At 63.6% G+C, this 19352-nt stretch carries 23 protein-coding genes and 1 pseudogene; 16 read left to right on the top strand and 8 right to left on the bottom strand.

The annotated features are described in order from the left end of the window. Positions 1-9: 9 nt before the first annotated feature. Positions 10-483, bottom strand: coding sequence for a hypothetical protein (locus AWB82_RS19605; RefSeq protein ID WP_086970124.1), 474 nt, complete (start codon positions 481-483; stop codon positions 10-12). A gap of 28 nt (positions 484-511) precedes the next feature. After that, entirely contained in the window at positions 512-979 is a 468-nt protein-coding gene (locus AWB82_RS19600) for a zinc-finger-containing protein (RefSeq protein WP_086970122.1), read from the bottom strand. Between the two features lie 376 nt (positions 980-1355). On the opposite strand from AWB82_RS19600, the gene AWB82_RS19595 reads away from it, so the two are divergent. The 5 genes from AWB82_RS19595 (at position 1356) to AWB82_RS19575 (ending at position 4924) form a co-directional block, all read left to right on the top strand. Further along, a complete protein-coding gene (locus tag AWB82_RS19595) occupies positions 1356-1625 on the top strand; it encodes a hypothetical protein (protein ID WP_235023365.1) in 270 nt (89 codons plus the stop codon). Positions 1626-1997: 372 nt separating this feature from the next. Next, positions 1998-2390: a hypothetical protein gene (locus AWB82_RS19590; protein ID WP_086970119.1), complete on the top strand. Its 393-nt coding sequence runs from the start codon at positions 1998-2000 to the stop codon at positions 2388-2390. A 141-nt stretch (positions 2391-2531) separates the two neighbouring features. Then, the gene (locus AWB82_RS19585; RefSeq protein WP_235023364.1) at positions 2532-2804 is read left to right on the top strand and encodes a c-type cytochrome; all 273 of its coding nucleotides are present in this window, start codon (positions 2532-2534) and stop codon (positions 2802-2804) included. Between the two features lie 35 nt (positions 2805-2839). After that, positions 2840-3886, top strand: a complete 1047-nt coding sequence (locus AWB82_RS19580) for a catalase (protein ID WP_235023363.1) — start codon at positions 2840-2842, stop codon at positions 3884-3886. Between the two features lie 117 nt (positions 3887-4003). Then, a complete protein-coding gene (locus tag AWB82_RS19575; protein ID WP_086970114.1) occupies positions 4004-4924 on the top strand; it encodes an AEC family transporter in 921 nt (306 codons plus the stop codon). Positions 4925-4930: 6 nt separating this feature from the next. Here AWB82_RS19575 and AWB82_RS19570 read toward each other — a convergent pair whose 3' ends face one another. Both AWB82_RS19570 and AWB82_RS19565 read right to left on the bottom strand, forming a co-directional pair. Further along, the gene (locus tag AWB82_RS19570) at positions 4931-5896 is read right to left on the bottom strand and encodes a LysR family transcriptional regulator (RefSeq protein WP_008346131.1); all 966 of its coding nucleotides are present in this window, start codon (positions 5894-5896) and stop codon (positions 4931-4933) included. Positions 5897-5928: 32 nt separating this feature from the next. After that, positions 5929-6774, bottom strand: coding sequence for a helix-turn-helix domain-containing protein (locus AWB82_RS19565; RefSeq protein ID WP_086970112.1), 846 nt, complete (start codon positions 6772-6774; stop codon positions 5929-5931). Between the two features lie 259 nt (positions 6775-7033). On the opposite strand from AWB82_RS19565, the gene AWB82_RS19560 reads away from it, so the two are divergent. The 10 genes from AWB82_RS19560 to AWB82_RS19515 all read left to right on the top strand — a co-directional run bounded on the left by AWB82_RS19560 (position 7034) and on the right by AWB82_RS19515 (position 16001). Further along, positions 7034-7978 (top strand): transporter, encoded by a 945-nt coding sequence (locus AWB82_RS19560; RefSeq protein WP_235023362.1) that lies wholly within the window; start codon positions 7034-7036, stop codon positions 7976-7978. 25 nt (positions 7979-8003) lie between these two features. Continuing rightward, the gene (locus AWB82_RS19555) at positions 8004-9728 is read left to right on the top strand and encodes an FAD-dependent oxidoreductase (RefSeq protein WP_086970109.1); all 1725 of its coding nucleotides are present in this window, start codon (positions 8004-8006) and stop codon (positions 9726-9728) included. Then, positions 9725-10102, top strand: a complete 378-nt coding sequence (locus tag AWB82_RS19550) for a c-type cytochrome (protein WP_086970107.1) — start codon at positions 9725-9727, stop codon at positions 10100-10102. Before AWB82_RS19555 ends, AWB82_RS19550 begins: the two co-directional genes overlap by 4 nt. A gap of 23 nt (positions 10103-10125) precedes the next feature. Continuing rightward, positions 10126-10572 (top strand): nuclear transport factor 2 family protein, encoded by a 447-nt coding sequence (locus AWB82_RS19545; protein ID WP_086970105.1) that lies wholly within the window; start codon positions 10126-10128, stop codon positions 10570-10572. 137 nt (positions 10573-10709) lie between these two features. Beyond that, entirely contained in the window at positions 10710-11201 is a 492-nt protein-coding gene (locus AWB82_RS19540; protein WP_086970103.1) for a cupin domain-containing protein, read from the top strand. Positions 11202-11236: 35 nt separating this feature from the next. Next, positions 11237-12232 carry a hydroxyquinol 1,2-dioxygenase gene (locus AWB82_RS19535; RefSeq protein WP_086970226.1) on the top strand — a complete coding sequence of 332 codons (996 nt, stop codon included), beginning with the start codon at positions 11237-11239 and terminating at the stop codon, positions 12230-12232. An 88-nt stretch (positions 12233-12320) separates the two neighbouring features. After that, positions 12321-13784, top strand: coding sequence for an aldehyde dehydrogenase family protein (locus tag AWB82_RS19530; RefSeq protein ID WP_086970101.1), 1464 nt, complete (start codon positions 12321-12323; stop codon positions 13782-13784). 14 nt (positions 13785-13798) lie between these two features. Continuing rightward, entirely contained in the window at positions 13799-14854 is a 1056-nt protein-coding gene (locus AWB82_RS19525) for a maleylacetate reductase (protein WP_086970099.1), read from the top strand. Continuing rightward, positions 14851-15669, top strand: a complete 819-nt coding sequence (locus AWB82_RS19520) for an intradiol ring-cleavage dioxygenase (RefSeq protein ID WP_086970097.1) — start codon at positions 14851-14853, stop codon at positions 15667-15669. The genes AWB82_RS19525 and AWB82_RS19520 overlap by 4 nt, the downstream gene beginning before the upstream one ends. Beyond that, positions 15666-16001 (top strand): Rieske (2Fe-2S) protein, encoded by a 336-nt coding sequence (locus tag AWB82_RS19515; RefSeq protein WP_235023361.1) that lies wholly within the window; start codon positions 15666-15668, stop codon positions 15999-16001. The genes AWB82_RS19520 and AWB82_RS19515 overlap by 4 nt, the downstream gene beginning before the upstream one ends. Here the strand turns inward: AWB82_RS19515 and AWB82_RS19510 are convergent. After that, the gene (locus AWB82_RS19510) at positions 15994-17160 is read right to left on the bottom strand and encodes a glycoside hydrolase family protein (protein WP_235023360.1); all 1167 of its coding nucleotides are present in this window, start codon (positions 17158-17160) and stop codon (positions 15994-15996) included. The genes AWB82_RS19515 and AWB82_RS19510 overlap by 8 nt on opposite strands. Here AWB82_RS19510 and AWB82_RS37165 point away from each other — a divergent pair. Then, complete coding sequence (locus tag AWB82_RS37165) at positions 17153-17350, top strand: hypothetical protein (RefSeq protein WP_143756779.1); 198 nt, start codon at positions 17153-17155, stop codon at positions 17348-17350. The two genes, AWB82_RS19510 and AWB82_RS37165, sit on opposite strands and share 8 nt — an antisense overlap. 282 nt (positions 17351-17632) lie before the next feature. Here the strand turns inward: AWB82_RS37165 and AWB82_RS19500 are convergent, their stop codons facing one another. From AWB82_RS19500 to AWB82_RS36790, 3 genes and pseudogenes are all read right to left on the bottom strand, one after another. Continuing rightward, positions 17633-18376 (bottom strand): FadR/GntR family transcriptional regulator, encoded by a 744-nt coding sequence (locus AWB82_RS19500; protein ID WP_086970091.1) that lies wholly within the window; start codon positions 18374-18376, stop codon positions 17633-17635. Positions 18377-18397: 21 nt separating this feature from the next. Then, a complete protein-coding gene (locus tag AWB82_RS19495; protein ID WP_086970090.1) occupies positions 18398-19204 on the bottom strand; it encodes an ATP-binding cassette domain-containing protein in 807 nt (268 codons plus the stop codon). Further along, positions 19204-19352 (bottom strand): annotated as a pseudogene (locus tag AWB82_RS36790) (ABC transporter permease); the annotation flags it as partial. The pseudogene AWB82_RS36790 and the gene AWB82_RS19495, both read right to left, overlap by 1 nt.

Raw genomic sequence — 19352 nt, 5'->3', positions numbered from 1 at the left:
CGCTGAGCGTCAGAGCGGCGCCGACTTGCGCGTGTGCATCGGCTGATACGGCTCGCCGGCCTTGAAGCGTTCGAGCCGCTCGCTCGCAACCGACAAGGCCGCGAGCGACGCGCGCCGCAACTGATGATCGTAAAGCGACACGATCGCGGCGAGCCGTTCGAAGTCATCGGGCGCGAGTGTCCACGAACCGGACTCGCGGCCGGCATCGAACACGGCGGCCATCGACTGATCCGCGCGAAGCAGTTCCTCGTGCGAGAAGTCGCCGTGTCCCGCTTCGGCGAGAAACTTGGTGAGATACATCGCCTCGGTGATGTGCTGCGCCGGCGCGATGTCCGGCGAGCCCGAGCGCAATGCCGTCAACGAGATATGCGCCGCGAGCGCAAGCTCGTCCGCCACCGCGCGCGGAATGGGAAGCAGCTGCGCCTTGCTGAGCCGGGCGCGCGTCGCCCGGGGCGAGCGCTGGAAAGGAAGAGTGCGTGACATGCGAGGATCGATGGTTGACCTATTCAGGTTAACGTTCATCGATCGCCGAATCTGAAGGGTGCCGCGCACGTTCCTGTTGAAAATGCTCGACGAACGCGATCGCGCGCTCGCACTGATCGGCATCCAGCGTGTGGATACTGCACGGGTCCTGCTCGACGCCGATCGCCTGCGCGAGCCACTTCATCCCCTTGGAGCGCGCCTCGAATACATTGCAGCCGTCGCGCCGGACCTTGGCCTGCACGAGCGGTTCGAGCACCGCATGCAGTTTTACCTTCAGATCGCGCAGTTGGGCATCGGCGAGACGGCCGAGCGGAACGTTGCGCGTGCTGCGCGGAAAGATGCCGATCCACGCCTGACAATCAGCGCACATCCAGAGCGGACCGTGGTCTTCGCGATACGGATAGGCTTCGTCGCCGGCGCGCGCCAGTGTCGCGGGCGCGCCGCAGTAATCGCAGTCTGGATGAGGCAGAGGTTTGACAGGTCGGCCGACACGCATCGAAAAAAACTCCCGGACGGGGAAGTCAATATATCAAAACCGCTGGTCTCTTTCGAAAAGGCCTTCGCGTGAAAGCTCGATGCATGGCGCGATGTCGCAGCCCGCTTAAGCAAGCGCGTTCGCGAAGTGCCTGCCACGCGCGTCGGCAAAGGAAACCGCCGATCGGGAATTTACTTTTCCGATCGGCGGTATACGGTAGGAGTGCGTGCTACCAGCCACGCGCTTTCGGAGCTTACGGGCTCCAAGCTGCACGTTCGATCAACAGCCCGGAAGGCGCGCCTTCCAGCGCCCGCGACCCGGTTCCCGCATGCGTGCTCGCAAGCTCGTCGCAGGCTTGCAGTCTTCAATCGTTTCCTTGACTCAAGAGGTGGTGACAATGAGAGCAACTCTTCTATTGGCCGCAACGGTCGCCGGCGTCTTCGCGATGAGCGCCGTCGCGCAAACGCAGGACATGCAGATGACGCCCGCTCAAAGCAGCAACGCGCAGCAAAATACGCAAGACAGCGGCACGGCAACGAACGATTCCAGCTATGGCGGAGCGATGTCGACGAGCAAGTCCGGCAGCGCATCGCGCGATGTCGGCACCATGAGCACGATGCAACTCTGCACGCCGGGCCTGAGCTGCAATATCTATCGCGGTCAATGACGATGTGCCGAATGCGCCGCGGACGCCTTCGACGCCTTAGACGATTGCGCTTCCTCTTCCAGCCGCTCGCCCTCCATTTCGCAGTCCCCCAATGGCGGGACTGACTCCCTCCCGATGCGTGGTTTTTTCAGACGATCGTTCGGTCGATAGTAGAGGCCATCAAAAGACGGCCGCTTATCGGTCACGCGTGGCGATGTTCCCACGCGACAAGCTCTTTTCCGCGACAAGCGCAGCGCTCACGCTGAGCGGCGAGTTCGAATCGCCGGCGCACGCGGATCTCCAGGCTTCTCATTCGGCGAGGCCACGTTCGTTCTCTATGCATAAGCACATCTGGATAGCCGCCGCCGCGCGGCCAGTGAGGAGGTACCCGAAATGAGATCCCATCAGATAAAGCGCGCGATGTTCATCGCAATCGGCATGCTGGCGTGCGGCATCGGTGCCGCCGCGAACGGCGCGGACGTTGCCGATGCACGTCCCATCGCCGTCGACGGCGGTCCGCTTGCGTTCACGGTTCAAACGCCGTCGGGCGGAACGTCGCGCCTGATCTATGCCGAGGACGACGGCTGGCGTCTCGACGATCGCGACGCGCGTCTAAAGCCCACGGAAGCGCGCATCACGCCGGCCTCTGCGGAGCCGCAAAAAGAGGCGTCCGGCGGCGAGCGGCCGATGACCGTTTTCATCGACGGTCCGACGGGCTTCACCTATGTCTGGATGCGCGATCAGGGATGGAAGTACATCGGCCGGCTTGCAGGGCGCACTCGTTGAGTCGCGCCTCGGGGAAATCTCGTGACACGACGCCCGCGCCGGTACTTGATCGCGGGAACGATCGGCGTTTCGCTGGCCGCGTGCTCTCAAGCGGCCCCCGCAGCCGACGCCTCGCTTATCGATGCATGGCGCGCAGTGCGCGTGGCCGACTGCGCGCGCTGTCATGGCAGGGACCACGAAGGACTCGCCGCGCCATCGATCGTCGGCTTTGCGCGCACGCAGAGCCGTGAGCGCTTCATCGCCGCGGTTCTCGACGGCGATCCGCCGCGGGGCATGCCTGCCTATCGCGGGAATGCGCTGATCGAGAATCAGATCGACGCGATTTATCGCTACTTTGCAGCACGCGCCGACGGCAGTATCGCGGCCGGCGCGATGCCAGGGCGCGAATCAGATGAAGCACCTAAACTTAAATAGCGCGCTGTCACCCAACGCGCGAACGGAGGTTGATCGTGAACTCCACTCAATCAGTCAGCGATGGCACCGGCTGGACCGACAAGCTCGACGACGCGGCCACGCTCGCGATGCTCGTCACGGCGATCGGGGCGCAGCAGACGAAGCTCGCCGCGAGCAGGCACACGGGCCTGAACGGGCAGGTCGACCGCGCGCAACATCAGAAATCATTGCTCGGCGCTTTCGGAATACTTCGGATTACAGATGATATTCCGGAAGCCGCGCGATTCGGCCCATTCGCGAAGCGCCCGGCAACCTATCGCGTCGCGTGCCGCATCTCCAGCGGCCAACCGTGCGCGCAGGCCGACACCGCGTCCGACGTTCGCGGCATCGCGCTCAAGTTTTTCACGGAGGAGGGCGCCGAAACCGACTTGCTGATGACGAACGAAGGCGGGCGCTCGCACGCGCGCGATGCGGCCCAGTTCATGGCGGTCGCCGACATCATCGTCGCGTTGCTTGCCGAAGGAACGGTCAGCGGGATCGCGCAGGGCTTGCGCGAGATGATGATGGCGAGACTCGGGCCCGTCGAGGGCGCGCGCATTCTGGCGATACTTTTCAAGGAAACCCGCTTGCATCACGTCGATAGCGTGGCGACGGAGCACTACTGGGGATCGGTCGTGCAACTCGGGCAGGCGGCGATCAAGTACTCGCTGCATCCGCATCCTTCGACGCCCAGCGGAACCAACGCCGAGCGTCACGGCGACAACTATCTGCGCGCGGATATCCGCAATCGTGTGGAGCAAGGCCCGGTCAAGTGGCAACTCGGCGTGCAATTCTTCGTCGATGAAGAAACGACGCCCGTCAACGATGCATCGGTTGCATGGAAGTCGGACGTGGTGACGATCGGCGAGCTCGAAATCGATGCGCCGCCCTCCGTCGACGACGAAGCGCACATCGACCGGCTCGCGTTCAATCCGGCCAACGGCTTCGCGCCGCTCGGGATCACGCATGCGCGCCAGCATGTGTATGCCGCGAGCGCCGCGAATCGCGAGGCACGCGGCGTGTTGTCGAGCAACGAAGCCCGCGCGTTGCTGGAAGCGCGCTAGCCGCGCCCTAGTTCGACTGCGCAGGATTGCACGTCGCGCGACGTTTTTCTCCGATAATAGTGCCCATTCAGAAACGGGCATTCGCGCCCGGGCGCTGTACGAATATCGGAGCCCGCCATGCATCTTGCCGGCATGATCCTTCCGATCTTTGCCATCATCCTGACCGGATGGGTGGCGCGCGTGTCGGGCTACATGCCGCACGCGCTCGCGCCGTCGCTGATGCGCTTCGCCTACTACGTCGCGATGCCCGCGCTCGTCTTCCTGACCATTGCCGACGAGTCGCTTCGCTCGCTGCTCGAATGGCGCTTTCTCGGCGCGTTCGGCGGCGGCTCGATGATCTGCTTCGCCGCCGTGTTGCTCGTCGCGCGAAGCGCGCGCGGCGCAAGTCTCGCGTCGGCTGCGATGCTCGCCGCCGCCGTCGCGATGACCAATACCGGCTTCGTCGCGCTGCCGATTCTAAAGACGCTTTATGGCAAGCCCGGCGTGCTCGCGGCGGCGGTCGCCACCGTGTTCGTCGGCGCGATCATGTTTCCCGTGCTCGTCGTGTTGATCGAGATCGGCCGGATGGATGCGTCGCGCAAGATCGACGTGGCGGCGCTCATTCGCCAGATTGCGACCAACCCCGTGATTCTCGCGACGATTTGCGGCCTGCTGTGGTCCGTCGCCGGATTGACGTTGCCGGCGCCCGTCGCGTCGTTTCTCACCATACTCGGCGAAGCGCTGACGCCATGCGCGCTCTTCGCGATCGGCCTCGACCTGACGCTCGACGAGTTGCGCGGACGCGTGAGTCTCTACGCGCTGCTGACCGTGCTCAAGCTCGCGATCGTGCCGCTCGTCGTGTACGCGCTGTGCCTCGCGGTGGGACTCGATCGCACCGCGACCATCGCTGCGGTCGTCTGCGCCGCCGTGCCGACCGCGAAGAGCGCTTACGTGCTCGCGTCAGAGTACGACGTCGAGAAAGGCGTGGTCGGCGCCGTGATCTCGATGAGCACGCTCTTTTCGATCGTCACGTTGCTCGCGTGGCTATACGTGCTGTAGCTTCGATCACACATCGCCGAGTTCTTCATCGACGTTGCGCTCTTCGTCGTCGGGTGGCGAAATGCCGAGCGCCTTGTCCCATTGCGGCTCGCTCAGATAGCGCTCGCGAAGAAAGTCGACGAACGCTTTCACCTTCGTCGTCGAACGATGCGAGGTCGGATATACCGCGGACAGCCACAACGGCGGCGCCGCGTAGTCGGGCAGCACGCGCACGAGACGGCGTTCGAGCAGATCGCTCGCGGCGACCATCGTCGGCAGATAGACGACGCCCGCGCCCGCGCGCGCGAATTCGAGCAGCAGATGCACGCTATTGGTTTTCAGCACGGCATTGAGCGCGATTTCATAACACTCGTTGCCCTTCATGAGCGGCCAGTTATCGCCCCACGGATAGTGCGCATAGCGCGCGAAGTCGTGGCGCAGCAGATCGAGCGGCGTCTCGATGGCGGGCTCTTCCTTGAGATACGCGGGCGTCGCGCACAATACGCCGCGCACGGGAAAAAGCTTGCGCTCGACGAGCAGATTCGACGCGGGCGGATAGATCTGCAGCGCGAGATCGAAGCCTTCCTGCACGGGATCGATCACGCGATCGTTCACCGTCACGACAAACTCGATTCGCGGATGCGCCTCGCGAAACGCGATCAGCGCCTGCGAGAAGTGCCCGAGTGCGAAACCGGGAAGCACATGAACATTGAGCGTGCCGCAGAGCGATTGCGTTTCGGGAATCGCGCGCCCCGACAACTCGTTCACCTTCGATACGAGCAGCAGGCAATCCTGATAGTAGGACTCGCCGACTTCCGAAAGACGCACGGCGCGCGTCGAGCGATGAAACAGCGCGACGCCGAAGTGTTCTTCCAGTTGCTTCACACGCGATGTGACGACCGATTTCGCCACGCCGAGTTGCCGCGCCGCGCTCGCGAAACTTTGCGCTTCGGCTGCGCGAACGAAGGCCTCCATCGACATGAAGAGGTCCATGCTTTTCTCCTGTATGCGCCCGTTCGCGTCCGCTAAACCGCGGCCTTCCGGTAGCGCAGCGGCGTCGTGCCGAGCCGTTCGGAAAAGAGCGCCGTCATGTGTTGCTGCGACGAGAATCCGCACGCGGCGGCGATATCGACGAGCGGCGCATCGTCCGAACGCAGCATGCGCGCGGCAGCGCCGATACGCTTCTCCAGCACATAGCGATAAAGCGAATAACCGGTGCGCGCCTTCACGCCATCGAAGACGGCGCGCACGGGCAGATCAAGTTCGGCGGCAATATCGGCGCAGGAAAGGCTTTGCTCGATGTTCTCCGCGACATACGCTTCGAGCGTCGCGAAACCGGCGTCTGTCAGCGCGGATTTACGCTCGCGCGCGGCGCGTTCGAGATGGCGCGTCGTTTCGATCCACGCGAGCGTCGCGACACATTGCATCTCCCAGGCATCGACCTTGCTCGATTCGTCATGCGCCTTCTGACGCGCATAGCGCACGAGATGGCGGATCGAATCGGCGTCGAGATTGCTGCGGCTGCCCGCGCGACGCAACGGTTCCGCGTTGCGATCGGCGATGCGGTTTACGAACGCATCCGCATATCGAAACGCGATGAAACCGTGCCGCACGTCATGCGCATCGATGCGCATGCTGCCGCCGCGCGGGTGATACGCCGCCGTTTCCGCGCGAAACGTGAAGGGCGCGGCGGGGCCGTCGTCGTAGCGCGTGTCGGACACGATCGTGCCGAGCAGCAGGCAGATCATGTCGGAGGAATTGCTCAGTTCCAGCGAATAAGGGCGCGGCCCGGAGATGCAGTATTCGAGTCCGGGAACGCCCGCGACCGCGCTGAAACGGTCGATGCGGGCGGGCGCGGCGGTGGCGCTCATGATCGTGTCTCCATTTTCTTCGCGGCTCGACACCGGTCCATCGGACGCCGCTGTTCACGCGAGTATAGATGCGAGCGCGAGGCGCTTGCACGCGCGATGGGTCGCCGTTCGCGAACGCCGCGTGCGCGCTTCGCGCCCCGGTGTTAACCCCAATCCGCTGGTGATTCGCCCGGATTCTGTAATCCGTAAAACCTGAAAGACCCGCGCGCCGCGCCTTCCGTAACGTTCGCTCATACGACACGAACGACCGGAGACGACGATGCAAACGCGGCACCCGAAATCAACGATACGACGACGTCACGCATGCGCGCTCGCCATGCTCGGCGCGACCTGCTCGATGACGCCCGCAGCCGATGCGTTCGCCTCGGGCATTCCCTTCGCGACCGACCGTCCGCAAACCTGGCAGTTCAGCAGCGACTTCGAAGGCACCTACGACTCCTTCGGCCAGAACATCGAATGGAATCACGATAGCCGCGCATTCGATTCGCATGGCGATCAGGTCGCGGGTCCGGGCACGAACACGTTCGTCGGGTTATCGACGTTCATTCACTACTGGAAAGTGCCGTCGCTGCCGCACGTCGGCTTCAACGCGAGCATCACGCTGCCCGCGATCCGCACGCAGGGCTCGCAATTTTCGGCGAGCGGCATCGGCGATCCGCTCGTCGGCGGGCTGGTCTGGTACAACCCCGCGCCCGCGACGACGCTCGGTTTTCAGGCTTACGTGCAAGTGCCGATCGGACAGAACGCGGTATCGACGAATACGTGGTCCTTCTGGCCGTCCGTGTTCTATGACGACTGGTACGGACACCTGAACGTCGATCTGCTGCTCGGCGGGATTCTGCGCGGGCGCACGCTGCGCTCGGGCCAGGACGACCTGAGCCCGGGCAACACGTTCCATCTCAACCTGCGTGTCGGCTATAGCATCTCGCCGCCCGACAGCCCCTTCGCGATTCCCTTCGTCGGCCTCGATTACCAGACGAGCGGCGGCACGTTCAATCAGACCGCTTCGATACCGGTCTCGAACAGCGCGAGCCGCGAAACGACCGTGGGACTCGGCGTGCTGTTCCAGTTCAAGCCGAACAGCCTGCCGTTCCTGCACCAGAAGATGTACGACCAGCTTTCGATCCAGTACCAGCACTCGATTTCGGGGCGCAACACCACGCTCACCAACGGGATTCTCGTGCAGGCGTGGCACTACTGGTGAGCACATTCAAACGATGGAGACGAACATGAGTGAGACGAACAAGCTTCCCGCCGCGTCGCGGCGCACCTTCATCAAAGCGGCAGGCGCCGGCACGGCCGCCGCCGCGTTCGGCGCGGTGTCGCTCACGGCGCGCGCGGCGAGCGACATCAAATTCGACGCGGAGTACGACGTCGTCGTGTGCGGCGGCGGTGGCGGCGGTTTGCCGTGCGCGTTGTTCTCGCGCTGGCTGGGCAATCGCGTCGCGATCCTGGAAAAGGCGGGCAGCGTCGGCGGCACGGCCGCGAAGGCCGCGTTCTGGTACTGGGTGCCGAACAACGAGCCGATGCGCCGCGCGGGCATCGCCGATCCGAAGCCCGATTACATGCGCTATGTCGCGCGTCTGTCGCGGCCCGAGCAATACGATCCGTCGCTGCCGAAGCTCGGTCTGTCGGACTGGGAGTACGAGATGTGCGAGGCGATCTACGACAGCGCATCGCCGGCGGCGGAACTGCTCGCGAACAAGGGCGCGTTGCCGTATCGGCATGAAGGCGCGGTGCCGGATTACTGGGCCGAGCTTCCCGAAGACAAGGCGCCGCGCGGCCGCGTGCTGTTTCCGAAGGACGGCTTGCCGAGCATGTCCGACGGCGGGCGCGTCGCGATCCGCACCATGAGCGCGGCGGCGAGGCGCGACGGCATCGACATAAAGACGGGTTATCGCGTGCAGAAAGTGCTCGTCGATGAAACGGGCGCGGTGATCGGCGTCGAATCGCTGACGGAAGAGGGCACGCTCTTTCGCGTACGCGCGAAAAAGGCGGTGATCTTCGCGACCGGCGGCTTCACGCACGATCCTGAACTGCGCAAGAACTTCCTGCACGGCGCGGTGTATGGCGGCTGCGCGGCGCCGACCAATGAAGGCGACTTCGTGCGCATTTCCAGCGCGCTCGACGTGCAGTTGCGCAACATGAACTATTCGTGGATGGCGCCGATCTCGCTCGACAAGGCCATCGCGAAGGACGGTTCGCTATCCGGCATCTTCACGCCGACCGGCGATTCGATGCTGTACGTGAACAAGTACGGCAAGCGCGTCGTCAACGAGAAGCTCGCCTACAACGAAGTCTGCGCGACATTCTCCGAATGGGACGGCGCGAAGGGCGAGTATCCGAATCTCACGCTCGTTTCAATCTGGGATCAGCAGGCGCAGGACCATTGCGCAAGCGATGACTACGGCAGCCTCATCGTGCCGAAAGGTTCGAACGACCGGCACGTGCTGCGCGGCAACACGCTCGCGGAACTGGCGAGCGCGATCCGCGAGCGCATGGCGAAGTACAAGAGCGCGCTCGGCGGCGCCGATCTCTCCGACGATTTCGTGCGCAACCTCGACGCGACGATCAGGCGCTTCAACGGCTTCGCGAAGACGGGCGTGGACCAGGATTTTCATCGTGGCGAGCGCATCGTCGAGAAGCTTTTCAACGGGCCTGTATCGAAGAAAGCGGATCAGAAGAACGAGACGATGTATCCGCTCGCGGCGAAAGGGCCGTATTACGCGGCGCTCATCGTCGCGGGCAATCTCGATACCAAGGGCGGACCGAAAACCAACTCGCACGCGCAAGTACTCGATACGCGCGGCGAGCCGATCAAAGGCTTGTACGGCGTCGGAAATTGCGTCGCGTCGGCGTCCGCGCGCGCTTACTGGGCGGGCGGCGGCACGCTCGGGCCAATCATCGCGTTTGCCTATCGTGCGGCGCAATCCGCCAATGGAGCCCAATCATGATTCGGATAGCTAATCTATTCGCGGTTCTTGCGCTTGCGAGCACCGCCGTCCATGCGCAACAAGATCCGATCGCTATCGGCAAGAAGCTCACGACCAACAACTCCGCCGTGTGCCACACCTTCGGCAAGGGAGAACCGAACGGGCAAGGGCCCAATCTCTTCGGCATCGTCGGCAAGCCGATGGCATCGGAGGCGGGCTTCAAGTATTCGGCGGGCATGAAGGCGGCTGCGGCGGGCAAGGTCTGGGACGAGAAGCTGCTCGATGCGTGGCTCACCGACACGCAATCCGTCGCGCCCGGCAACGCAATGACTTATTTCGAAGGCGATGAAGCACGGCGGCAAAAGATCATCGCGTATCTGCGCACGCTGCATTGAACCCCACATCAGGAGACGAGAGCATGAACCCCATCACCATGACCGACGAACAGCGCAAGATCATTGCGCTCGAATATCTGCGCAGGCTCGATCGGGGCGCAGCATTTTTCGATCTCTTCGACGACAACGCCGAAGTCTATTTCCCCAAATGGGGTATCGCGACAGGACGCGCGGCGTTCGAAAAGCTCTTCGCGGATCTCGGCTCGATCGTCGCGAAGTTCAAGCACGATCTCGCGTATCTGAACGTGATCCAGCAGGGCGATACGGTGGTCGTCGAAGGCACGAGTTACGGCACGACCAAGAGCGGCGTGGACTGGCGCGCAGGCGTCACGCACGCGGGCCGCTGGACCGATGTCTTCGAAATTCGCGACTTCAAGATTCAGCGCTGCTTCATCTATCTCGATCCGGACTACGAAGGCGCGGACACGCAGCGCTATCCGTGGCTCGCGGACGAACGCGCGCAGAAGTAAGTACTTTCCCTAGGGTCGCGATCGAGCACGCATCGTTCGGCAAACGCGAACCTCGATTCATTGCCTCGCGCCCCTCGCAGCCCTAATCTTGATTCCAGAGCGACACCGCGAACGTGAACGCAGACATGGAGACAGACATGCAACAGACCCAGTTCGGAAGCCTCGATAACCATCGCAAAGGCACCATCGAAATCATCAAGGGACAAGCCTCGCATTACGTGATGTCTAACGTGTTCGAAGTGGCGAGCCATTCCGCGCCCTATGAAAAAGTTATCGTCGGCAAGAACCTCAAGTACGTGATCGAAACGCTGCGCGCCGAAGGCGTGTCGCCGTGGTTCACGGCATCGCACGATGAATTCGTGGTCGCGCTCGATGGCGAGATCGACGTGCACTTCATCAAGCCTTCCGATGGCGCGCTGGTGAGCACCGAGATCGAAGGCACGGTGAAACTCGAAGGCGAACCCTCGGGCCAGAAGATGGGCTTCGTGCGCTTGCGTCGCGGTCATCAGGCGCTGCTGCCGGCGGGCGCTGCGTATCGCTTCGAAGCGCGAAAGACCGGCGTGCTGCTCGTGCAGACGATCGCCGGCGCCGAATCGGTCGAGAAGTGGGCCGACATCTGCATTCAATGAATCCCGCGAACTCTCATCTTTCGGAGCACACCATCATGGATCAAACCGTTTTTTTGCAGAGCGTCGTCGCGACCGACCCCGATGCGGCCACGGGCTATCGCACCTTCAGGCTCGGCGATTTCGAATTCAGCCGCGACGCGTATTTCGTCACCGTGAAGTGGCCGGCGCAAGGACAGACGCGCTCGCATCAGATGCACGCCGACGACTTCCTGCGCGCGATGATGCGCGACGTTGCGTGGGGCTTCTTCTACGGCTGGGTCAACTTCGACGAAGTGATCGGCACGCGCAATCACTACGGCAAGGTCGACATGTATGCCGGCGCGTATAACGCGAGCCTTCGCGAGGCGGGCGTCGATTACACGCAGCAATTTGAAACGCCGATCATCATGGCGACCTTCAAGGCGATTCTGAAGGACTGGGTCAACGAAGGCTTCGATCCGTTCGCGGCGCCCGAGGAAACCGGCTCGGCGTTCGGCGCGAAGCACGGCGACAACATCGCGGCGATCGACCGCACGCGCATCGCGACGAAGCGCATGCCGGGGCTCGAAGGCGATTCGCCACTGCGCGACGACTTCCCGGTGAATCGCCAGTTCGCGGATGTATCGCAGGACGAGCCGGAGATTCATGTCGAGCCCGGATTCGAAGGCCAGTTGCACGCGTTCAGTCTTTTCAAGTATCTGTCGCGCTCGGACGTGACGTGGAATCCGTCGGTGACATCCGTGTGCAAGCAAAGCCTCTTTTGCCCGACGACCGAGGAATTCGTGCTGCCGGTCTTTCACGGCAACGATCGCGTCGAGTGGTTCCTGCAACTGTCGGATCAGATCATCTGGGATGTGGCCGACAAGGACACCGGCGATCCGCGCGCGCGCATCACGATGAACGCCGGCGATATCGCCGCGATGCCCGCCGACATTCGTCACAAGGGTTATTCGCAGAAGCGCTCGATGCTGCTCGTGTGGGAGAACGCGACGCCCGATCTCCCCAAGCGCTACGAAAGCGGCGAGTTGCCGCCGTATCCGGTCGCGTTCTAAGTCCGTCACGTTCTTACGCTTCACGATGACGCCCTTAAAAAGGCGTCGCGAGGAATGTTTCGTCTTCAATCTTCGACACGAGCAAGACATGCAAACGCAACTCTTCATCGACGGCCGCTTCGTGCCCGCCCTTTCCGGCGAAACGCTCGCGACCCTGAACCCGCACGACAACAGCGAGATCGCGCAAGTCTCGATGGCCGGCCGCGAGGACGTCGACCGCGCGGTGCAAGCCGCGAAAAAGGCATTCCCGGCGTGGAGCGCGATGGCGGCGGCGGATCGCGGACGCCTGCTTCTGAAACTCGCCGATGCGATCGAAGCGAACGCCGACGAACTCGCGCGTCTCGAATCGATGGACACGGGCCACCCGATCCGCGACACGCGCAATCTCGACGTGCCACGCACGGCCGCGACGTTCCGCTATTTCGGCGGCATGGCCGACAAGTTCGAAGGCTCGGTGATTCCGGTCGAAGCGGGCTTTCTCAACTATCTGACGCGCGAACCGGTCGGCATCGTCGGGCAAGTCGTGCCGTGGAATTTCCCGCTGATGTTCACGAGCTGGAAGATGGCGCCCGCGCTCGCGGCGGGCAATTGCGTCGTGATGAAGCCCGCCGAACTCACGCCCTTGTCGAGCCTCGCGATTGCCGCGCTGATGGCCGAGGTCGGCTTTCCCGCGGGCGTCGTGAACGTGCTGCCGGGTCTCGGCCACGTCGCGGGTCAATACATCGCGGAGCATCCGGAGATCGGCAAGGTGGCGTTCACCGGATCGACGGCTGTCGGCCGCAAGATCGTGCAGGCGTCGAGCGGCAATCTGAAGAAAGTGCAACTCGAACTCGGCGGCAAGGGCGCGAACGTCGTGTTCGCCGACGCCGATCTCGACGCCGTCGTGCAAGGCTCTGCGTTCGGCATCTTTCATAACCAGGGGCAGGCGTGCATTGCGGCGTCGCGTTTGATCGTGCACGAATCCATTGCCGACGATCTGCTCGAACGCTTCACGTCGCTCGCGCGCTCAATCCGTATCGGCGATCCGCTCGATCCTTCGACGGAGATGGGACCGCTCACGTCGCAGATGCATCGCGATCGCGTGCTCTCATATGTCGATGTCGCGCGCGAGCAGGGCGGGCGCGTGCTTGCGGGCGGCAAAGCGCCGGACGCCGCCGCGCTCGCGAAGGGCTGCTATGTCGAGCCGACCATCGTGCAGGCGAAGCCGACGGATCGCGTCGCGCAGGAAGAAGTGTTCGGGCCGTTCGTCGCCGTCAGCACATTTAGTTCGGATGACGAAGGACTCGCCATTGCCAACGGCACCGAATACGGCCTCGGCGCGGGCCTCTGGACGCGCGATCTGCAACGCGCGCATCTCTTCGCGCGGCGACTGAAGAGCGGCATGGTGTGGATCAACTGCTACAAGCGCGTGAGTCCGGGATCGCCATTCGGCGGCGTCGGCGCAAGCGGGTATGGACGCGAGATGGGCTTCGAAGTGATGCGCGAATATACTCAGGCGAAGTCGGTGTGGGTGAATGTCGACGCCAATATTCCGCCTTACTATCCGCGCTGAGCGCACTCGAAATCATGCAATCGTTCGTTTATCAGGGCATGCCGTCGCGCGTGGTGTTCGGTGCGGGAAGCATCGAACATCTCGAACGCGAGATCGAACTTCTGGGCGCGCAGCGCGCGCTCATTCTCTCGACGCCGCCGCAGCGCGACCAGGCCGAAGCGCTTGCCGAGCGCATCGGACATCGCGCGGCGGGCGTGTTCGCCGAAGCGGTGATGCATGTGCCCGTCGAAACGGCGCGTGAGGCGCGCGAGTATGCACGGCGTATCGGCGCGGACTGCGCGATCGCCATCGGCGGCGGCTCGACCACGGGACTCGGCAAGGCGATCGCGTTGACATCGTCGCTGCCGATACTCGCCGTGCCGACCACCTACGCGGGTTCGGAGATGACGCCGATCTACGGCCTCACCGAAGCGGGCCTGAAGAAGACCGGCCGCGACATGCGCGTGCTGCCCAAGACGGTGATCTACGATCCGCAACTCACGGTCTCGCTGCCCGCGTCGCTTTCGGTGACGAGCGGCATCAACGCGATTGCGCACGCGGCCGAAGGGCTGTATGCGCAAGACGCGAATCCCGTCGTGAGCCTGATGGCCGAAGAAGGCATTCGCGCGCTGGCGCAGGGCATCGGCAAGGTCGTCGCGAAGCCCGACGATCTCGATGCGCGCGGCGATTGTCTGTACGGCGCGTGGCTGTGCGGCGCCGTGCTCGGAAGCGTCGGCATGTCGCTGCATCACAAGCTGTGTCATACGCTCGGTGGCACGTTCAATCTGCCGCATGCGGAAACGCATACCATTGTGCTGCCGCACGCGCTGGCCTATAACCGCGATGCCGCGCCCGACGCGATGAAGCGCATCGCGCGTGCATTAGGCTTGAACGACGCCGCCGAAGGCGCATTCGAACTCGCGCGCGTGAATGGGGCGCCGACCGCGCTCAAGGACATCGGTATGAAAGGGAGCGATATCGACATCGCCGTCGATATCGCGTTGAAGAGCCCGTACTGGAATCCGCGTCCGGTCGAACGCGCGCCGCTGCGCGCATTGATCGAAGCGGCCTACGAAGGACGACGACCATGAACGAGTCACTTACGCAATCCGTCACCGATTCCTTCGGCCATTGCGCCGATGCGCGCACGAAGGAAATCGTCATCGCGCTCGTGCGTCACCTGCATGCGTTCGCGCGCGAGGTGAATCTCACGCACGACGAATGGCGACGCGGCATCGAGTTCCTCACCGCGACCGGCAAGAAGTGCGACGGCATCCGCCAGGAGTTCATTTTGCTGTCGGATACGCTGGGGCTTTCGATCGTGCTCGACGACATCAACCAGCATCACGACGACGCCGCGACCGAGAGCAGCCTGCTCGGCCCGTTCTATCGCGATGGCGTGAAGGAATCGGCGTTCGGCGCGAACATCGCGCAGAGCGATGGCGAGCCGGTGTTCTTTCATGGCACGGTCAACGACGTGAACGGCAAGCCCGTCGCCGATGCGCTCGTCGAAGTCTGGCAAACCGCGCCGAACGGCATGTACGAAGGCCAGGACCCGGATCAGCCGGAAGGCAATCTGCGCGGGCGCTTTCGCACCGGCGCGGACGGCGCGTACGCGTTCCATTCGATCAAGCCGACGAGCTATCCGATTCCAACCGACGGTCCCGTCGGCCAGATGCTCGTCGCGACGGGCCGTCATCCGATGCGTCCCGCGCACATTCACTTCCGCATCGACGCGCCCGGCTACGAGTCGCTGACGACCGCGCTCTATTCATCCGACGATCCCTACGTGCGCTCCGATGCGGTGTTCGGTGTGAAGCGCTCGCTCGTGATCGAGTATGTGGCGGGCAGGGAAGGCTACGACGCCGCGCGCGATTTCGTGCTGATCCCGCGGGGGCGAGCGTGACTGACCCGGCGTCGAACGATATCTGCGCGCTTCACGAAGTGCCCGATGGCGGCGGCCTCGAAGCCGCGCCGACGGTGCTCGTGCTGCGACGCGGCGGCGATGCGTGGGCGTATCGCAACGTCTGCCCGCACTTCTCGATTCCGCTCAACTACGAGCCCGGCGCGTTCTGGACCTACGAAGGCGGACTGCTGATGTGCGCCCATCACAGCGCGATGTTTCGCTTCGAAGACGGCGTGTGCGTCGATGGACCGTGTCTCGGCGCGAGCCTCAGGCGCATTCCCATCCGCATCGACAATGGCCGTGTGGTGATCGAAGACGCAAGCATCACATAGGATTCGCGGCGACGAAGTTCTTGAACGCGGCATAGGCGGGCTTCTGCGTATGGCCGTCGTTCTTCAGCAAGCCATACGCGCCTCCGCCTTGCAGGTTCGACGGATCGTCGTAAAGCTCGTAGCTCTGGATCGATTCGATATCGTAGGTCGATGCGAGCGCCACGAACTGCGCCATCATCTGGTTGCCGGCCAGATACGCCGCGATCTGCTGGTCGGTGCCGTAGTTCGGGCGCACGCCGAACTCGTTGATCCAGATCGGCTTGCCGAGCGCCTTTAGCGCCGCGAGCACGTTATGACAACCCGTGCCGCCGCAGGCGTGGGTGATGTCGTTCTGATCCGAATACCAGTGCCACGCCGTGATGTCCCAGTCGACGGCCGGATGCCCGAGACTGCCGTCCGGCTCCATGCCGGCCGCGAGCATCTGCGCGAAGCCATAGTGCAGCCACGTGCCGCCGCCCATGATGATCTTTCCCGCCGTATCGACGGACTTGATGCCCGCGATCATCCCGCGAATGACGCCGCGCAGAATTCTGAACTTCGTGAGGTCGTATTGCGACGGATACACGCCATCGACATTGCCGAGCAGCAGCGCGCTTTCCATCTCGTTCGTGACCTCGTAGTACGGATAGCGGCGCGAACTCGCCGTCTGTTGGCCGAGAGCGAAGCCAGCGTTGTAGCCGTCGGTTTCGTTGATGAACGTGTCGATGGCCATGAGGATCACGGGATACACGGTCACGCCGCCGGTCGCCATGATGTCGGCGACGCCCGCGAGCTTGTTCGCGGTGCCCTGGCTATAGACCTCGTTGCGATACAGCTTCGCGCCGAGATCCTGCAATTGCGAAAGCTGCAGCGCGGGGCTGGAGATATCGTAAGCGCCGCCCTCGTTGTTGTGGCCGTTCACGCCATAGAAGAGCCGCGCGGACTGCTGCGGCGGCGTGATGCTGCCGTTGCCGCCGGTGCTATTCGGGCTGGACGCCGGAGCAGGCGCGCTGGCGGCGGGCGAGGACGCGCCGCTCGCCGGGGTGCTGTCCGTCGTGCTATCGGCGTTGGACGACGGCGTCGTCGAGGGCACGTTCGCAGTGCCGATGGCAGGCGGGCTCGTCGTGAGCTTCGTCGTTCCCGTGCCCGAGGCCGGCAGATCCGATCCCGCGATGCTCACGGAAGACGCGGACGCGCTGCCGCTCTGCGTGGCGTTCGTTGATGAAGCGCTGTTGTCGCCGCCACCGCCACCGCATGCGGCAAGCAGCACGCTTGCCGCAACCGCGAGCGTAACGGCCTTGAATCGAATGAAGCGGAAAGCCGGATCACCGGCAGAAGCGAAGTTCGTCATTGTCAATGCGCACTACTAAATGGCCAACATCCATGTCCACGAAGTAGGCACACGTTCCACGAGTCGTCCGGACGAACGCGGACGGACCGATGACGGACCTTGATTCCGCGTGGGACGCAGGAACGGTGGAATGCTTGTCGATTAACCCCGGTGAGCCGTCCGGAAAAGGGCGCTGCCGGAAGCGGGAGGGGAAGAGAAGACCGCGTCGAAGCCGGTCTCAATAGGGTTTACGGCGGGGATGAACGGGACTTGAACGAATTTCGTCTGAAGCAAACGTTTCGACGCGACCGATCGGGAATTGTTACCCCGCGAGCGGCCGGTCGTGTTCGAGCGCCGCCCCGCCGAGGATCGACGTGGCGTCGGCGCGTGCGTTGTCGAGCTGCACGACGCTCGCCTGACGCGCCGCGAGCGCGTCGCGGTTCACGATAGCGGTGAAGATCGCCTTGTGTCGCGGCAGCGACAGCGCGTGCGTGTTCGGATGACGGCTCGTGAGCTTGATCGATTCGGTGAGCGCGAGCGAGAGCATGTTGCCGATATACGCGAGCATGTCGTTATGCGTCGCCGCCATGATCGAGCGATGAAATTCGAGGTCCGGATCGAGCAGAGCGGCGGCGTCTTGCGCGCCTTCCATGCGTTCATACGCGGCGCCGATGCGCGCGATGTCGTCATCCGTGGCGGTGATGGCCGCGAGCGCGGCGGCGGCGGGCTCGATGATCTGGCGCACCGTCATCAACGCGCGGAAGAACTCGCCTTCGGGAAGATGGCTGATCGTCCACACGAGCACGTCGGGGTCGAGCATGTGCCATTCGTCGCGCGCGCGCACGACGCTGCCCACGCGCGGCTTCGATACGACGAGCCCCTTCGCGACGAGCACGCGCGTCGCCTCGCGCAGCACCGGCCGGCTCACGCCATAGCTTTCGCAGAGCGTGGGCTCGGCGGGCAGACGCTCGCCCGGCGCAATGCCGCCGCTCACGATCTGCATACCGAGCTCCTGCACGATGCGTCCGTGCATGCTCTTGCGTTGCCTGGGGTTGCGGTAATCCATGACGCGCGGCTCGAACGGCGGCTATTGAGCGGTCGTCGCGCGCATCGCCCGATATTCCCGCCGCACGATATCCATCAACTCCGCGACTGACGTATTCGCGCTCTTCTGCTCGTAGGTCACGCGGCCGCGCTGCATCAACATGATGCGATCCGCGATGTCGAGCGTCTGCGCGTAGTTGTGCATGATCATGATGATCGAGAGACCGCCTTTTTCCTTCAGGCGCATCACGAGATCGATGATGAGCGCGGCCTCGCGCGCGCCCATCGCGGCGAGCGGCTCGTCGAGCAGCAGGATCTTCGCGTTCGAATGCACCGCGCGCGCGACCGCGATCGCCTGACGCTGACCGCCCGACAAACGCTCCACCGGCAGATCGACGGAAGGCACGTGCACGCCGATATCTTCGAGACATTGCGCCGCGCGCTCGCGCATCTGCTTGTGATCGACGAGCCTGAACGGACCGCGCCGCACGATCTCCCGATTGAGAAACATGTTGTGGTAGATCGACAGCGAATTCGCGAGCGCGAGATCCTGATACACGCATTCGATGCCGAGCGAGCGCGCATGATCGACGGACTTGAGCAGCGTTTCCGCGCCGTGCACGTGCAGCGTGCCGCTCGTTTGCTGATGAAACCCCGTGAGGATTTTCACGAGCGTCGATTTGCCCGCGCCGTTGTCGCCGAGAATGCCGAGAATCTCGCCCTGGCCGAGCGTGAGCGACACGCCGTCGAGCGCGGTGACTGCGCCGAAACGCTTGACGAGATTGTCGCCGCGCAGCGCGAGGTTGGCGTGATCGGCGTGCGCTGCGGGAGCCGTTTGCGGTTCTGCCATCACCGTGCTCCCTTGCGGCGAATCCGTCCGACGTGGATGTTGAAGATCATCGCGGCGAGAATCGCGCCCCCGAGAATGATGTTGAACGTGAACGCGTTGATGCCGATGAGCGTGAAGCCGTCGCTCAGAATGCCGAGCACCGCCGCAC

Origin of the sequence: Caballeronia glebae, assembly GCF_001545035.1 — a bacterium.
In the GTDB taxonomy this organism is placed as follows: Bacteria; Pseudomonadota; Gammaproteobacteria; order Burkholderiales; family Burkholderiaceae; genus Caballeronia; species Caballeronia glebae.
Note: the sequence above shows the minus strand (reverse complement) of the source record. Positions and strands in the feature narration are given on the sequence as shown.

Excerpts from the sequence above, each read along its gene's own strand:
- AWB82_RS19575 (WP_086970114.1), top strand. The coding sequence starts at position 4,004 with ATGCATCTTGCCGGCATGATCCTTCCGATCTTTGCCATCATCCTGACC.
- AWB82_RS19590 (WP_086970119.1), top strand. The coding sequence starts at position 1,998 with ATGAGATCCCATCAGATAAAGCGCGCGATGTTCATCGCAATCGGCATG.
- AWB82_RS19545 (WP_086970105.1), top strand. The coding sequence starts at position 10,126 with ATGAACCCCATCACCATGACCGACGAACAGCGCAAGATCATTGCGCTC.
- AWB82_RS19555 (WP_086970109.1), top strand. The coding sequence starts at position 8,004 with ATGAGTGAGACGAACAAGCTTCCCGCCGCGTCGCGGCGCACCTTCATC.
- AWB82_RS19605 (WP_086970124.1), bottom strand. The coding sequence starts at position 483 with ATGTCACGCACTCTTCCTTTCCAGCGCTCGCCCCGGGCGACGCGCGCC.
- AWB82_RS19500 (WP_086970091.1), bottom strand. The coding sequence starts at position 18,376 with ATGGATTACCGCAACCCCAGGCAACGCAAGAGCATGCACGGACGCATC.
- AWB82_RS37165 (WP_143756779.1), top strand. The coding sequence starts at position 17,153 with ATGCTCACGGAAGACGCGGACGCGCTGCCGCTCTGCGTGGCGTTCGTT.
- AWB82_RS19570 (WP_008346131.1), bottom strand. The coding sequence starts at position 5,896 with ATGGACCTCTTCATGTCGATGGAGGCCTTCGTTCGCGCAGCCGAAGCG.
- AWB82_RS19595 (WP_235023365.1), top strand. The coding sequence starts at position 1,356 with ATGAGAGCAACTCTTCTATTGGCCGCAACGGTCGCCGGCGTCTTCGCG.
- AWB82_RS19550 (WP_086970107.1), top strand. The coding sequence starts at position 9,725 with ATGATTCGGATAGCTAATCTATTCGCGGTTCTTGCGCTTGCGAGCACC.
- AWB82_RS19530 (WP_086970101.1), top strand. The coding sequence starts at position 12,321 with ATGCAAACGCAACTCTTCATCGACGGCCGCTTCGTGCCCGCCCTTTCC.
- AWB82_RS19525 (WP_086970099.1), top strand. The coding sequence starts at position 13,799 with ATGCAATCGTTCGTTTATCAGGGCATGCCGTCGCGCGTGGTGTTCGGT.
- AWB82_RS19535 (WP_086970226.1), top strand. The coding sequence starts at position 11,237 with ATGGATCAAACCGTTTTTTTGCAGAGCGTCGTCGCGACCGACCCCGAT.
- AWB82_RS19520 (WP_086970097.1), top strand. The coding sequence starts at position 14,851 with ATGAACGAGTCACTTACGCAATCCGTCACCGATTCCTTCGGCCATTGC.
- AWB82_RS19560 (WP_235023362.1), top strand. The coding sequence starts at position 7,034 with ATGCAAACGCGGCACCCGAAATCAACGATACGACGACGTCACGCATGC.
- AWB82_RS19600 (WP_086970122.1), bottom strand. The coding sequence starts at position 979 with ATGCGTGTCGGCCGACCTGTCAAACCTCTGCCTCATCCAGACTGCGAT.
- AWB82_RS19565 (WP_086970112.1), bottom strand. The coding sequence starts at position 6,774 with ATGAGCGCCACCGCCGCGCCCGCCCGCATCGACCGTTTCAGCGCGGTC.
- AWB82_RS19495 (WP_086970090.1), bottom strand. The coding sequence starts at position 19,204 with ATGGCAGAACCGCAAACGGCTCCCGCAGCGCACGCCGATCACGCCAAC.
- AWB82_RS19540 (WP_086970103.1), top strand. The coding sequence starts at position 10,710 with ATGCAACAGACCCAGTTCGGAAGCCTCGATAACCATCGCAAAGGCACC.